This is a genomic window from Aeromonas sp. ZOR0001 (assembly GCF_000801015.1).
GTDB classification, from domain to species: domain Bacteria; phylum Pseudomonadota; class Gammaproteobacteria; order Enterobacterales; family Aeromonadaceae; genus Aeromonas; species Aeromonas veronii.
The window spans coordinates 25403-39480 of record NZ_JRJY01000166.1; the positions used below are offsets into that span (position 1 = coordinate 25403).

The 14078-nt window shown below is 55.0% G+C and carries 12 protein-coding genes; 4 read left to right on the forward strand and 8 right to left on the reverse strand.

Going from position 1 to position 14078, the window contains the following annotated elements; all coding sequences use genetic code 11:
* The first annotated feature begins 26 nt into the window (after nt 1–26).
* Both trpB and trpA read left to right on the forward strand, forming a co-directional pair.
* Nucleotides 27–1220, forward strand: a complete 1194-nt coding sequence (gene trpB, locus L972_RS19860) for a tryptophan synthase subunit beta (protein ID WP_005347359.1) — start codon at nt 27–29, stop codon at nt 1218–1220.
* On the forward strand, nt 1217–2023 hold the full coding sequence (trpA, locus tag L972_RS19865; RefSeq protein WP_005350211.1) for a tryptophan synthase subunit alpha: 807 nt from the start codon (nt 1217–1219) through the stop codon (nt 2021–2023). The genes trpB and trpA overlap by 4 nt, the downstream gene beginning before the upstream one ends.
* A gap of 748 nt (nt 2024–2771) precedes the next feature.
* On the opposite strand, the gene L972_RS19870 is transcribed toward trpA, so the two are convergent.
* The 3 genes from L972_RS19870 to L972_RS19880 form a co-directional block, all read right to left on the reverse strand.
* Nucleotides 2772–3443, reverse strand: a complete 672-nt coding sequence (locus tag L972_RS19870; RefSeq protein ID WP_047440551.1) for a hypothetical protein — start codon at nt 3441–3443, stop codon at nt 2772–2774.
* Between the two features lie 15 nt (nt 3444–3458).
* Nucleotides 3459–4661 carry a DUF4852 domain-containing protein gene (locus tag L972_RS19875; protein WP_081990772.1) on the reverse strand — a complete coding sequence of 401 codons (1203 nt, stop codon included), beginning with the start codon at nt 4659–4661 and terminating at the stop codon, nt 3459–3461.
* Nucleotides 4662–5493: 832 nt separating this feature from the next.
* Nucleotides 5494–6021, reverse strand: coding sequence for a metal-dependent hydrolase (locus L972_RS19880; protein WP_047440555.1), 528 nt, complete (start codon nt 6019–6021; stop codon nt 5494–5496).
* 344 nt (nt 6022–6365) lie between these two features.
* On the opposite strand from L972_RS19880, the gene L972_RS19885 reads away from it, so the two are divergent.
* Complete coding sequence (locus L972_RS19885) at nt 6366–7142, forward strand: BPL-N domain-containing protein (RefSeq protein ID WP_047440557.1); 777 nt, start codon at nt 6366–6368, stop codon at nt 7140–7142.
* A 183-nt stretch (nt 7143–7325) separates the two neighbouring features.
* Here L972_RS19885 and L972_RS21580 read toward each other — a convergent pair whose 3' ends face one another.
* Nucleotides 7326–7475: a hypothetical protein gene (locus L972_RS21580; RefSeq protein ID WP_005338159.1), complete on the reverse strand. Its 150-nt coding sequence runs from the start codon at nt 7473–7475 to the stop codon at nt 7326–7328.
* A 443-nt stretch (nt 7476–7918) separates the two neighbouring features.
* On the opposite strand from L972_RS21580, the gene L972_RS19890 reads away from it, so the two are divergent.
* On the forward strand, nt 7919–10018 hold the full coding sequence (locus L972_RS19890; RefSeq protein ID WP_047440559.1) for a hypothetical protein: 2100 nt from the start codon (nt 7919–7921) through the stop codon (nt 10016–10018).
* Between the two features lie 77 nt (nt 10019–10095).
* On the opposite strand, the gene L972_RS19895 is transcribed toward L972_RS19890, so the two are convergent.
* The 4 genes from L972_RS19895 to L972_RS19910 form a co-directional block, all read right to left on the reverse strand.
* Nucleotides 10096–11304, reverse strand: coding sequence for a NupC/NupG family nucleoside CNT transporter (locus L972_RS19895; protein ID WP_047440561.1), 1209 nt, complete (start codon nt 11302–11304; stop codon nt 10096–10098).
* A gap of 359 nt (nt 11305–11663) precedes the next feature.
* On the reverse strand, nt 11664–12089 hold the full coding sequence (arsC, locus tag L972_RS19900; RefSeq protein WP_005338171.1) for a glutaredoxin-dependent arsenate reductase: 426 nt from the start codon (nt 12087–12089) through the stop codon (nt 11664–11666).
* Between the two features lie 75 nt (nt 12090–12164).
* A complete protein-coding gene (gene arsB / locus L972_RS19905; protein ID WP_047440564.1) occupies nt 12165–13229 on the reverse strand; it encodes an ACR3 family arsenite efflux transporter in 1065 nt (354 codons plus the stop codon).
* A 109-nt stretch (nt 13230–13338) separates the two neighbouring features.
* The coding region (locus tag L972_RS19910) for an ArsA-related P-loop ATPase (RefSeq protein WP_331428945.1) at nt 13339–14078 on the reverse strand (740 nt) is incomplete at its 5' end.

Below are 14078 nucleotides of genomic sequence, written 5' to 3' on the forward strand. Positions count from 1 at the left end.
GATTTAGCTAATACAAGGAAGAAACCATGACCCTGCTCAACCCGTTTTTCGGTGAATTTGGCGGTATGTACGTACCCCAAATCCTTATCCCGGCCCTGCTCCAGCTGGAGAAGGCCTTCGTCGACGCCAAGGATGATCCGGCCTTTATCGCCGAATTTCAGTCCCTGCTGACCGAGTATGCCGGTCGCCCGACGCCGCTCACCCTGACCCGCAATCTGACCAAGGGCACCAAGACCCGCCTCTATCTGAAGCGTGAAGATCTGCTGCACGGCGGCGCCCACAAGACCAACCAGGTGCTGGGTCAGGCGCTGCTCGCCAAGCGGATGGGAAAGAGCGAGATCATCGCCGAGACCGGTGCTGGTCAGCACGGCGTGGCCACGGCACTGGCCTGCGCCCTGCTCGGCCTCAAGTGCCGGGTCTATATGGGTGCCAAGGATTGCGAGCGCCAGAAGCCCAACGTCTTTCGCATGAAGCTGATGGGCGCCACCGTCATTCCGGTGCACTCCGGCTCGTCCACCCTCAAAGATGCCTGCAACGAGGCGCTGCGCGACTGGGCCGCCAACTACGAGTCGGCCCACTACCTGCTCGGCACCGCCGCCGGTCCGCACCCCTTCCCCACCATCGTGCGGGAGTTCCAGAAGATGATCGGCGAAGAGGCCAAGGCCCAGTGCTTCGAGAAGGAAGAGCGGCTGCCCGATGCAGTGATCGCCTGCGTCGGCGGCGGCTCGAATGCCATCGGCATGTTTGCCGATTTTATCGATGAGCCGTCGGTGCGCCTGATCGGCGTCGAGCCGGGTGGTCACGGTATCGAGAGCGGCGAGCACGGTGCGCCGCTCGGTCACGGCAGCAAGGGGGTCTTCTTTGGCATGCACTCCTACCTGATGCAGGACAATCAGGGCCAGATTCAGGAGTCCTACTCCGTTTCGGCGGGGCTCGATTTCCCCTCCGTCGGCCCGCAGCACGCCCACCTGGCCGCCATCGGCCGCGCCGAGTACCCCTCGGTGACCGACAAGGAGGCGCTGGACGCCTTCCAGGAGCTGGCCAAATCTGAAGGCATCATCCCGGCGCTGGAGTCCTCCCACGCGCTGGCCCATGCCCTCAAGATGGCCCGCAGTGAACCGGAAAAAGAGCAGGTGCTCATCGTCAACCTCTCCGGCCGTGGCGACAAAGATATCTTCACCGTCGCTGACATCTTTGAAAAAGAAGGAACCTTGTCATGAACCGTTACGCACAACTCTTCTCCCGTCTGGACGAGGCCAATCAGGGCGCCTTTGTGCCGTTCGTGATGCTGGGTGACCCCACCCCCGAATTGTCGCTAGCCATCGTCGATGCGCTGGTCGCAGGGGGCGCCGATGCCCTCGAGCTCGGCATTCCCTTCTCCGATCCGGTAGCGGATGGCCCCACCATTCAGGGCGCCGCCCTGCGTGCCTTTGCCAGCCACACCACCCCGGATGACTGCTTCGAGCTGCTTGGCCGCATCCGCGCCAAGTACCCGCAGCTGCCCATTGGCCTCTTGGTCTACGCCAACCTGGTCTATGTGCGCAAAATTGACGGCTTCTACGAGAAGTGCCAGCAGGCGGGCGTGGACTCGGTGCTGGTTGCCGACGTGCCGGTGCAGATGTGCGCCCCCTACAAGGCGGCCGCCGACAAGTTCGGCATCGACAGCATCTTTATCGCCCCGCCCAATGGCGACGCAGAGACCCTGAAACAGGTGGCGGAGCTCGGCAATGGTTACACCTATCTGGTGAGCCGCGCCGGCGTCACCGGTGCCGAGACCAAGGCCGGCATGCCGGTGGAAGGGCTGATCAATACCCTGCGCGAGTTCAACGCTCCCCCCGCCCTGCTCGGCTTTGGCATCAGCGAACCGGCTCAGGTGCGTGAGGCAATCGCCGCTGGCGCCGCCGGAGCCATCTCCGGCTCCGCCGTGGTGAAGATCATCGAGACTCACCACCAGAATCCGGAACATATGCTCACTCGTCTGAAAGAGTTTGTGGAAGGGATGAAGGCCGCGACCAACCGATAAGGGATGGCATTGGCCAAATGCCATTGACCATGTCTGCAAAAAGGGAGCCTGATAGGCTCCCTTTCTATTTCCTGCTTGTTACCGCTCCCAGCGTCTTTGTCCCCTCTCCCCTTGGGAGAGGGTCAGGGTGAGGGTGACACATACCAAAGCCCAGCCTTTTGGCTTAATGCAAGTCAGTTAAGAGAATTTGAGTTCCAACCCGCGGGGTATAAGGGCTAACGAGTGAGGGAGGCATGATGCCTCCCTCTTTTTATTGCATGCCAGTCAGGGCAAAGGTTGGAGCTAAATTGACTCTTTAATCATGGAGCTACTTTATGATATTTAACATTTCGAATATTTAGTCATAAAAGTGCTTAACTGACTGGCATTAAGCCTTTTGGCTGGTTTTTTATCCAAAACAACCCAAAAACACGACATAACCACTGGATAATTAGATATTTTAAATAAAGTAAAATTATCTTGACAATGTAAGGCAGTTCTTAGCCATGTTGATAAGAATCATACCGCCCGCGTCTATAATCGTGGTGGTAAACACTTTAATCGTCGCGTGGAGTTGATGGACTGGGTGGTCAGAACACATTGAAATGGCAATTTTTAAAGAGTAAAAAGATAATCCAATAATGCCACCACTAATTTCCCACAAGATTCAAATATGTATAAAAGTAGACTTAAAAAAGAAAGTGTGCATTAACCAATAATGCTAATACACACTATAGACAAGACTATGTGAAATATATTTCACCAAATATTATTGAGGTGGATAATACATTGGAGACGGCTGTGTATCTAGTGTTCCATTTAATATTTTCTCAATAATCAACATCCATTTTTCAGCATCTTCATAATCCATATTAGATATTACTTGAGGTAAAGTAACATCATCCAAATCAAAATAAAGACCTGTTTTTTTTGCTGCCTTAGCTTTAACTATGGAGTTTTTCCTCTCAATTTCTGAGCTTTCAATCACACCCGCCCCAGAGCTAACCCAAGTACTATGAGCGGGAGAGAATGCACGATAAGATTTAATCTTAGCTGGCTCTATAATGACAGCAGCATCAAATTTTGCTGAAAGTGGCTCACCATTCACTATAGCTATCTTATTATGTTTGGCATCAACAGCTATAGCGCCAAGCGGGCTTACGCTATAATAGTCTACATTCTGTAGTTTATCTTTTACGGTAGTAACCATATAATCGATACTATTATTGTAGCGCACTATATTTTTCTTGGTTAAAATGATGATACATGCAATTGGCACAGCAAAACAACCAATACCGAAAGCGAGAGCACTCTCAAATACAAACGCAAAGGTCACTCCGGAAATCAAACCAAATAAAAACCATATAGGGAAAAGTTCAACAAGATACTTTACAGCAACAAGCCATGCTTGAGATTTTTTAATTTTAGTCATATTAGTCATATATTTTCAGCGACGTTAAATTTTCAACAATGTCACAACGCCTTTTACAATAAGGCTGTCATCACCATAAGGCTTGGATTCAACCACCATGTCTTTGAAGTCGTTTACGTTATCAACAACTACAAATTTGGAGTCAAAAGCAAGCTCGGATTGTTCCGCGATCTTGCCAGGACGAAGTCTTTTGAGTTGCTCACCAATTTTACCCTGGGCATCAACCTTCGGCTTGGTTACTGCGGTTGAGACGACGATGTAGCCAATGCCAAACTTGTTGATAACAGATGCAGCTTCCTGATTCAGGTACATCTGGAAAAATTTGGGATCGTCACCACCAGCATTCTCAAAGTACGGCTCGTTATTAGATTTTACGGTTGATTTCTCTGTATGAATAGTCCCTGCAGAAATTTGCTTTTGGCTCTGATAGAACGGTTTGCCAAAGTAAGAGAATTCAGACTTGGTGACAAACGCAATGGTCTTCGGATCTGTGTTGACGGTCAGAAGAGGGCGCTCAATTACTTGCTCAGCAGCCTTGTTCTTGTAGTCGCTATCAGTAAAGTATTCCATCTTGGTGATCTGGCCGTAAGCCTTGAGCCCAAGGTATTCTTTGCCTGCATCACGAAGAACATAGCTGATGCGAGCATAAATAACATTGTCATCACCCTTGGCCTTGGAGAATGCCTTGGCATCTTCGACCTTCATGCTAATCGGCTTGATGTCCATCGGGTTGATGAAGAACAGATCGAACGATCCATCAAAGTAGCGACCTTTAATGGAGGCATTGAAATCATCATAGGAGCTCTTGCGAATGTATCCGCTCATCGGGATTGGTAAATTCACAGGGGAGCTGAGATCAACGCCCCGAGCCTCAGTCTGCAAAATCACATTAAAGGTTGATGTCTCAAAGTTGTATTTGCCAACCTTGAAAGGCACATCGTAGGTATAGATCTTATTTGGATCGAATTCAGCGATCTGCTTTTTAGCCTTCGCAATGGAAGAAGCTTTCTTTTCCTCCATGGCGAACTCATCGTTCTTGTTTTTTTCGTAGAAAGCGGGCTCCGCAATCATGACCATGTCATTCTGGATTTCTGGACTATCCAGGTTGATGGTTTTGTTCTGGGAGAGTGAGTAAAGAGCCATATCTGACCATTTTACGTCTGTAGCTGAAACAGACACAGAAACAGAAATGGCCGCGAGTAATAGTGTAGATTTAGCTTTATTCATTATTAAATACCTCTTTAAATGAGTCCGACACAGTCTGCTTTTTTGCCCTAAAGAAATCAACCACCTGATTTACCTAAAAAAAATACATTTAAAAAAACTACTATTGACAAATTCAAAAAAAACAAAACAGATCACCTTTTAGGCCGCTAATGACATTTGTGTCTTTATTGCCAGCGATCACACATGATATTAAAATGTAACAACGTCCGTTTGGTCGTACCGATTTATCAGGCCAGAAGACGAAAAGTGTACAAAAATGGGGCTCGGCAACTACCCTACTGTACTACTACTCGATCAAGGCTGTTCTCAGCCATGTTGATAATAATCAAAACGCCCGCACCTATAACCGTGGAGGTAAATATTTTAATCGTCGCGTGGAGCTGACGGACTGGAGGTCAAAACACATTGAAGAGGCATGATTTCAAAAATATGAAAGAGGCCAGTTTATACTGGCCTCTTTCTTATAAATTGAAATTTATAAAGCGATTAATAGCGAGCGGGTTCATGCTGTAACCTGATGTATTTATGGCGAAAAAATCAACATGATCACTATCGCTATGGGGTATGACATAACAGCAACATAGCACCTATATCGACCAATAAATCTTTAGCATAGAAGGGAATGATATTAAATCTAGATAACTCAAAAATACCTAGGCCAATGCGCGGAAAAATTATGGTTTCTCCCCCCCCTACAGACAATGCATAAAAAATACCAATATGGTGCCGAAAATGAAATAAGATTGATTTCATGCGAAGTCCATTAACAAGAACTCCAATACAAAGACCATATCTATTTTGTACAGATATATTCCCCCTTGCAATCTCACTCCTACCTCCTCCACACCCGCCATCCCATCAAGATCAACATCAGCACAACCCCAGGCAGCCAGACCCAGTAGAGCTCGGAGAGGATCACCGCTTCACCCCGGGCGGTGAGATAGGCCTCCAGCTTGAAGGGGGCAACCCGGATCACCTGCCAGGGGGCAAAGAAACGCTCGTCACGCCACGGCCAGAGCCAGCCAACCCCCTTGCCGCCGGTGGTGAGGGAATCGAGCAGGCTGTGGGAAAGCAGAGAGACCAGCAGAAACGACCAGATGATGGCGGCGCTGGCCCGAAATTGGCGGTGAAACAGCATGGCCAGTGTGGGCAAGGCAAAGGCAAACAGCAGTGAGTGGGTAAAGCCGCGGTGGCCAAAGACATGGCCGTAGGCGACCCCCAGTTTAAAGGCGAGCACATCGGCATCGGGCAGCATAGCGATGGCGACACCGGCCAACAGCAGGCGGGGCGGGATAATCCGGCTGCCAAGCCCTAGTCCAAGGCAGAGAGGGACGGCGGCGTGGGTGATGATGGTGGGCATAGGGTGAAGCTCCAACTGAAAACGTTGGCCTACCTTATCCCCGCTCGGTGAAGTGAAGGTGAAGTGCACCCTCTTATGTTGCTTGATTCCTCCCTCGAATCCTTATCCATCAGCCATAAGAGGCGTCACTCAGGAAGTGATGAAAACGGCTGTTGCGCGCGTCCCCAAAGCCGGGGCTGAGCTTCTTTCCTTTGTTTCCTCTGTATTGGCTCGCAGTTAGATAAACGCAGCGCCAATCAGCCTTGGCACGTTAACTTGAAATGTTCATTTAACTGCGGCTGACATGCAGAACGGGATCGTGATAAGTAGTCTCTTCGGTTCACATCACACGGAAAGTGGCAGCGATGAATGTATCAAAAAGCATCAGGCTGATTGCGAGCGTTATCAGCCTTTGGTTAGTGACTGGATGCATGGCAGAGGCCGCCTCTGAGCAGCCCGAAAAAGAGCCGTACGCGCTGATCTATAACGGGCCTGTTTCTGATGGGGATAGCACCAGAGCGATTGCGGATGTGGTCAAGCAGGTGGGCTTGCCAGTCAGGTATCTCTCCAATATCGAGGCGCTGCCTGCAGAGCTCGATAATGCCAAAGTGTTTATCGTTGGCGGCACTGAGGACGATGTTGAGCCGCTCCTCAACGCCTTCACCGCGGACGCGCGCTCGGCATTAAAAACCTATTTGCAGAATGGTGGCCGCTACCTCGGGATCTGTGGGGGGGCATTTGTGGCATCTACCGGCTGGTCTGAGGAGGAGGGCTTTGTGCCGGCGCTGGGCCTTGTCCCTGCCACATCCGATGATTATGACGGCGACTTTAGCGCCAGGATCTTCCCGATCAGCTGGCTTGGTGAAGAGCGCCAGATGTATTACCAGGCCGGCCCGCAATTTACGCCGGTGCCAAGCCCCGAGCAGGTCAAGGTCATCGCCCATTTTCAAAACCATCAGATTGCCGCGCTGATCAGCTCATACGGCAAAGGCAAGGTGGCGGTTTCCGGGCCACATCCCGAAGCCCCTGAATCGTGGAAAGCGAACGCGGTGAACGGCGACAAGATGGAGTCGAATATTCATCTGGCTGCAGGACTCGTTAACGAGTTGCTCTCCGAAGAGCCCGTCACCCATTCTAAGTAGTCTCGCCCCTACGCCCCTGGATGTGACCCCATTGCTCGGCCCGGAAGTCAGGGCAACCAATCAACCGCTATCCATAAAAAAAACCACCGACCTGCAAAAGGTCGGTGGTTTTTTTATCGGTGGTAGATAACGGGTAGCCGATACGAAGGGTTCGCTACCTCAACTTTCGCCCGGGAGCGAGCACTACTCTTCCTGCTCCTCCGGTTGTCTCTCCTCACCCCGTATCTGTAGCAGCTCTTCGACCCTGGCTTGCCACTTGTCGTGGGCCTGTTTGCGCTCCTGCTGCATAAATGCTTCTCGCATGGTGTCGATTTTCTGGTCAAGTGTTTCCATCAGAGTGTCTCCTTGTGTGACCGCGTAAAGACTGGCTGACGGCGCGTTGGCCAACCTGCTCCCCTAATCTGACACCGCTAATGCCGTTACTGCCCAATCAAATAATCGATTGGAAGTGCTAAAACCAATCTAAAAATTCTTTTTCATGTATGCGCCACCACGCCAGTGCAAGGGAAACAGTCCGCTCAGAGCGGGATGATCCGGCACGGGGTCAACACGTTGTTGAGTCTGGTCGTCCCCCTTTTCAGGAAAATGGGGCACCGTCACCTAATCCGTCCGTTGAGGAGTACCGGCTGATTTCCGGGGTGTTGCTGTGCCCATGATCACACAGTCACAACTCTCACCCTCCTCTCACCGCGCCCCCGCTTTTTATCATCTAGAGTTACCGGGCAGTCCAAAGCTGCTGATTTATATACATTCGCCGCCAAGAGGGATCTTTTTTCATGACCGAGCATATCGATCTGCTACCTATCAGCACGGATGATGAGCAGGACGCAGGCAACCGTTACCTCTACTACACCGAAGGGGATCTGGCCCGCATTCTCGCCAATCTGGAACAGCTGCGCCACGCGGTGTTTCCGGCCGCCATCGGAGAGAGCGAAACGGGCGCCACCGTGCCCCACAACTTTCCCTCCGTCTGTCTGGTGGGGCTGGGGCGCTGCGGCTCCAACATCGCGCAGGATGTGGCCTCGCTGGTCTACAACGCCCGCAGCTTTTATCTCAATGAGTTCAATAGTGAAGAGCAACGCAAGCGGGAGAAGGAGTTTGGCCCGGTGAGCTGGATCCGGCGCAACCTGCGACTGCCAAACAACGGGGCCCGGCCGGTCTTTCTGATCGAGCCCATGGTGATGCTGGGGGATCTGGACAAGGACATCGATGGCCGCATCCGCCACTCCAATCGCAGCGGCGAAGGTGGCTCCTTGCGTGATTACGCCAAGATGCGGGTGATGGACTTGTCGGAGATCCATGCGGGGGGCGCGGGTAACGCTCCCATCCTTGGCCAGTATCTGGCCAAGATCATCCTCAACAAGAGCCCCCACTACTTCGCCAACTCCGAGTGGCAGGCCATTCATACCTATCTGGTGGACTCCTGCGGCATCAAGGCCAACCAGTCCCGCCTCTATTTCTACATCTTCAGTGCCGGGGGCGGCACCGGCTCCGGCATGGCCTCCGAGTTCGGACTGGCCCAGCAGTACTCCTACATGAGCAAGACCTTTTCACCCCCGTCAGAAGAGGAGGAGCACCTCTCCCTCGGGGAGCACTTCATGTTCGATCCCATCTTCACCAGCGGCATCTGCATCCTGCCCAATATCTGTGATCGGGGTATCGAGATCTCGGAAGCGCTGCACATCAACGCGGGGCGCCTGCTGTGCAAGTATCTGGCCGAGGAGTGGGACTTCTCCTATCACTTCGACAACGAGCAGGCGTGCGATGCCAGCATGCTCAAGCGGATCAGGCCCTGGAATGCCATGATGCTGATCTCCAATGACATCATGCGCTACGCCGAAGAGAGCGACGATGGCGAGATCCAGCATGTTGACGTCAACACCATGGAGAAGTACGCCAACCAGTACATTTCCCAGCAGATCTTCAACATTCTTACCGCTCAGGCCGTCACCACCGACTACGACGAGAACTACTTTCGCCGGGCGGGCATCGATATCAGCGAGACCATTCGGCTCGATGCCAACGACCTCTTTATGAGTCTGGCGGGGCCGGTGGCGGTGGCGTATGCCGAGTCCATCTCGCCCCCCGGCGGCCTGTTTGACAAGGAGGACGGGCTCAATGTGGACGATCTCTTCACCCGTTCCATCGAGCTGCCCCACTTCAACAAGATGACCCAGGCCATCGAGGGGATCAGTCTGCTGCCCATCGAGGCGGGCAACTATCGGGAGTATCTGGACGACTATGTGAAAAGTGGCCATGACCCGGCCCACCTCAACGAGCTGCACTTTTTCAAGAACTGCTCCTCTGTGGTGTCGATCATCTCCCTGCCCAAGGAGTACAAGCTCTCCTATATGGATCTCAACCGGCTCAAGTCTCACCTCAACGGGCTCTTCCCCAATACCACCCTCAAGCGCTATGCGCTGGTCATCGGGGCGTCGGCCAACATCTCCCTCACCACCCTGATCGTCAAGAGCCCCTGCCTGAGCGATGACTTCCTGACCCTGATCGTGGCCTTTATCAAGCGCTGCTTTGCCAAGGATCACTATCGCTTCGATGAGCATCTGGACAAGGCGGTGATCGAGATGATCTGCAATGAGGAGTGGAACGATGCGCTGCTCGACAGCATGCTCAACGAGTTCGAGAACCCGGCCAAGATCCTCGATACCAACTGGTACGCCATCAAGCCCATGTATGAGAAGAAGTATCGGGAGCTTATCCGCGAGAAAGAGAAGTTCGTCTCCATCAACGATATTCGCCTCAGCCGCGAATCGGTGAAAAAGGCGCTGCTCTATCTGCGGGAGATCTATCGCCACCGGGTCAGCAAGACCCGGATCCTCTCCCTCAACCCACGGCTGGGGGAAGCGAACACTCGCTAGCACCCAGCCCATAAAACAAAGCGCCCGCCCCACATGGGGCGGGCGCTTTTTTACTGGCGCAGCCTCGTTTTATCTCATCAGAGGGAGACAAAGATCCCGGCCAGGGTGGCGCTCATCAGGTTGGCCAGGGTCGCAGCCAGCACCGCCTTGAAGCCCATATTGGCCACATCGTGACGGCGCTCCGGCGCCATGGTGCCGATGGAGCCGAGCTGCACCGCAATGGAGCCCAGATTGGCAAAACCACAGAGGGCGAAGGTGATGATGATCTGGGTGTGGGCGCTCAGACCTGCCTTGATATTGGCAAAATCCAGATAGGCAACGAACTCGTTCATGATCACCTTCTGACCGATCAGGGAACCTGCCGCCATCATCTCGCTGGCAGGCACGCCAATCAGCCAGGCCACCGGAGCAAACAGATAGCCCAGCAGCTGCTGCAGGGAGAGATCGGCCCAGCCGAACCACTCGCCGACGGTGGTGAGACCGGCGTTGATCATGGTGATCACGCTGACAAAGGCGAGCAGGATGGTGCCGATGGCCACGGCGATCTTCATGCCGCCCATGGCACCGCCCGCCAGCGCGTCAATGGCGTTGCTGTAGTCGCTCTTGTCGAGGGTGATCTCGGTCTGATCACTCACCTGCTGCTGCTCCGGCACCAGCAGTTTGGCCATCAGCAAGCCACCCGGCGCCGCCATAAAGGAGGCGGCGATGAGGTATTTCAGATCCACCCCCAGACCGGCGTAACCGCCTAGCACCGAGCCCGCCACCGAGGCCATGCCGCAGGTCATCACCGCAAAGAGTTCGGAACGGGTCATACCAGCGAGGAAGGGACGAATAAGCAGCGGCGACTCCCCTTGCGACAGGAAGATATTGCCGGTGGCCACCAGTGACTCGGCGCGGCTGGTGCCGAGCAGGCGGTGCACGGCGCCGCCCAATACCCGGATCACCCACTGCATGATGCCGAAGTGGTAGAGCACGGCGATCAGCGCGCTGATAAAGATCACCAGCGGCAGCACCCGCACGGCGAAGATAAAGCCGTTGCTGGCCAGATCGCCAAACACGAAACGAATGCCGCTGTCGGCGAAGCCGAGCAGGGCGGAGACGCCATTGCTCATGGCACCGAGCATGATTTGTCCGGGGGGGAAATAGAGCACCAGGGCAGCAAAACCGGTTTGCAGGGCGAGCGCACCCAGCACGGTTCGCCAACGGATGGCTCGGCGGTTTTCACTCGCCAGCCAGGCGATAAACATCAGGGCCAGCATACCGACCAGACTCAATAACAGTGTCATCTTGCACCTATGAAGAGAGGAGTTTCATATGGCAAGTCTGCAGACAGGCGTCGCGGGCGATCCGGCGAGAGAAGTGCCGACCCACACGACACGCAGACCACAAACCTACAGGTTAGTGGCGGGTCCCATCCTGGGGTCATTCACGTTCCGGGTGACAGCATGTATCGGGTGACGCCAGCGCCGTCGCAGGGGGGAGATGCGGCCGGGTGGCAGGTCGGGCGGCGATGGTACAGTGATCATCGTCACAGAAAAAGCGGTAAAACGATTGGCCGGAGTAACTTTTTCAACTTGTTCACACAACGAAACAGGGCCAGCGTGAAGCTGGCCCTGTTTCAATCAGTACTTGAGTACTCAGATGATTACTTGAGGCGCTTGCCGCTCGCGTCCACCACCTGCTCGCCATCCTCCTTGGCGAAGGCCCCTTTTTGCTGATCGGGCAGAATATCGAGCACCACTTCCGACGGACGGCACAGTTTGGTACCGAGGGGGGTGACTACGATAGGCCGGTTGATGAGGATAGGGTGGGCCAGCATGGCATCGATCAGTTCATCATCGCTGAAACGATCTTCCGCCAGACCGAGCGCCTCGTAGGGGGGGACGTTCTTGCGCAGCAGATCGCGCACCGGCATGGCCATGGCGGCGATCAGCGCCACCAGCTGGTCGCGTGAGGGGGGCGTCTCCAGATAGTGGATGACAGTGGGCTCCACGCCGCTGTTGCGGATCAGCTCCAGGGTGTTGCGGGAGGTACCACATTCCGGGTTGTGATAGATGGTGATTGCACTCATTTGCGTCTCTCTCATTAATCAAGTGAATAGAAAATGGATAGCATCAGTTAGTGGCCATCTGTTAACGGCCATCAGTTAACGGCTTAGCCCCGCTTCGTACCAGGGTTTGCTGGCGTTAACCACCCGCACCACCAGCAGCATGACCGGCACCTCGATCAGCACCCCGACCACGGTGGCGAGCGCCGCGCCGGAGTGAAAGCCGAACAGGCTGATGGCGGCGGCCACCGCCAGTTCGAAGAAGTTGGAGGCGCCAATCAGGGCTGAAGGACAGGCAACCGAGTGCTTTTCCCCCACCTTGCGGTTGAGCCAGTAGGCGAGCCCGGAGTTGAACAGCACCTGGATCAAGATGGGCACCGCCAACAGGGCGATAACCAGCGGCTGCTCAATGATGGCGTTGCCCTGAAAGGCGAACAGCAGCACCAGAGTGAGCAGCAAGGCCGCCACCGACCAGGGCTGGATGCGGGTCATGACGCCGTCAAAATGGGCCTCACCCTTTTTCAGCAAGGCCTTGCGCAGCAGCTGGGCGATGATGACCGGAATGACGATATAGAGCACCACAGAGGTAAGCAGGGTATCCCATGGCACTACTATGCTGGAGACCCCGAGCAGCAGCGCCACCAGCGGGGCGAAAGCAAACACCATGATGAGGTCGTTCACCGCCACCTGCGACAGAGTGAAGTAGGGATCGCCGTTGGTGAGGCGACTCCAGACAAACACCATGGCGGTGCAGGGGGCCGCAGCCAGCAGGATCAGCCCCGCCACATAGCTGTCGAGCTGATCCGCCGGCAGCCAGTCGGCAAACAGCACGCGGATAAAGAGCCAGCCAAGGAAGGCCATGGAGAAGGGTTTGACCAGCCAGTTGATAAAGAGGGTGACCCCAATGCCCTTCATGTGCCCCTTCACCTGATGCAGGGCGCCAAAATCGATCTTGAGCAGCATGGGGATGATCATCACCCAGATCAGCAGCCCCACCGGCAGGTTGACCTTGGCCACCTCCATGGCGCCGATCGCCTTGAAGAGATCCGGCAAACCCTGCCCGAGCCCAATCCCCACCAGAATGCAGAGGGCGACCCAGGCGGTCAGATAACGTTCAAAAAAGCCGATGGCAGGCACGGCCTTGGCATCACATGTTGCAGACATCACAGCTCCCGATGCGGCGCAATTTCGCATCTTCTATTGGTTCAAAACACGGGTTTATAACAAGTAACGGCATATTCAAGCCGCCCCGGCAGCAGGCCGGGGCGGCGACTCAATGGTGCTGGCAGAGACGGCGCAGGGCATCTGGCCCCACCGGCTCTTCAGCGAGCAGCGGCACCACGGCGTAGCGGCTGGCGTGTTGCTGCTCGACCGCTTCGATATGGGGCAACTGGCGCTCGGCCCGCAGTTGCAGCAGCGGTGAGCTGACCGCGGCTTGCTGCAAGCTGTGGTTGATGAGCCAGCCCCAGGGCTCGATACCGGCCCGGCACAGATCGGATTGCAGATTGGCCGCCTCCTGCACAGGCGTCGGCTCGGGCAGCGTCACGATCAGCACCTTGGTCTGTTTGGGGTCCTGCAACTGCATCATGGGGGTGGTGAAGTGCAGCCCCTTGTTTCCCATCTGGCGAGCGATCTCCCTGTGGTAGGCGCCGGTGGCGTCGAGCAGCAGCAGGGTGTGGCCGGTAGGGGCTGTATCCATCACCACGAAGCGCTTGCCCGCCTCGCGAATGATGCGCGAGAAGGCCTGAAACACGGCGATCTCCTCGGTACAAGGGGAGCGCAAGTCCTCCTCCAGCAGCGCCCGCCCCTGCTCGTCCAGGGCTGCTCCCTTGGTGGCCAGCACCTGGGCGCGGTAACGCTCGGTCTCGGCGTGGGGGTCGATGCGGCTCACCTCCAGATGATGCAGGCTACCTGCCAGCGTCTCGCTCAGATGCGCGGCGGGATCCGAGGTGGTGAGGTGCACCGGCAGGCCGCGACTCGCCAGCTCCACCGCCACAGCGGCCGCCAAGGGGG

Excerpts from the sequence above, each read along its gene's own strand:
- trpB (WP_005347359.1), top strand. The coding sequence starts at position 27 with ATGACCCTGCTCAACCCGTTTTTCGGTGAATTTGGCGGTATGTACGTA.
- trpA (WP_005350211.1), top strand. The coding sequence starts at position 1,217 with ATGAACCGTTACGCACAACTCTTCTCCCGTCTGGACGAGGCCAATCAG.
- L972_RS19870 (WP_047440551.1), bottom strand. The coding sequence starts at position 3,443 with ATGACTAATATGACTAAAATTAAAAAATCTCAAGCATGGCTTGTTGCT.
- L972_RS19875 (WP_081990772.1), bottom strand. The coding sequence starts at position 4,661 with ATGAATAAAGCTAAATCTACACTATTACTCGCGGCCATTTCTGTTTCT.
- L972_RS19880 (WP_047440555.1), bottom strand. The coding sequence starts at position 6,021 with ATGCCCACCATCATCACCCACGCCGCCGTCCCTCTCTGCCTTGGACTA.
- L972_RS19885 (WP_047440557.1), top strand. The coding sequence starts at position 6,366 with ATGAATGTATCAAAAAGCATCAGGCTGATTGCGAGCGTTATCAGCCTT.
- L972_RS21580 (WP_005338159.1), bottom strand. The coding sequence starts at position 7,475 with ATGGAAACACTTGACCAGAAAATCGACACCATGCGAGAAGCATTTATG.
- L972_RS19890 (WP_047440559.1), top strand. The coding sequence starts at position 7,919 with ATGACCGAGCATATCGATCTGCTACCTATCAGCACGGATGATGAGCAG.
- L972_RS19895 (WP_047440561.1), bottom strand. The coding sequence starts at position 11,304 with ATGACACTGTTATTGAGTCTGGTCGGTATGCTGGCCCTGATGTTTATC.
- arsC (WP_005338171.1), bottom strand. The coding sequence starts at position 12,089 with ATGAGTGCAATCACCATCTATCACAACCCGGAATGTGGTACCTCCCGC.
- arsB (WP_047440564.1), bottom strand. The coding sequence starts at position 13,229 with ATGTCTGCAACATGTGATGCCAAGGCCGTGCCTGCCATCGGCTTTTTT.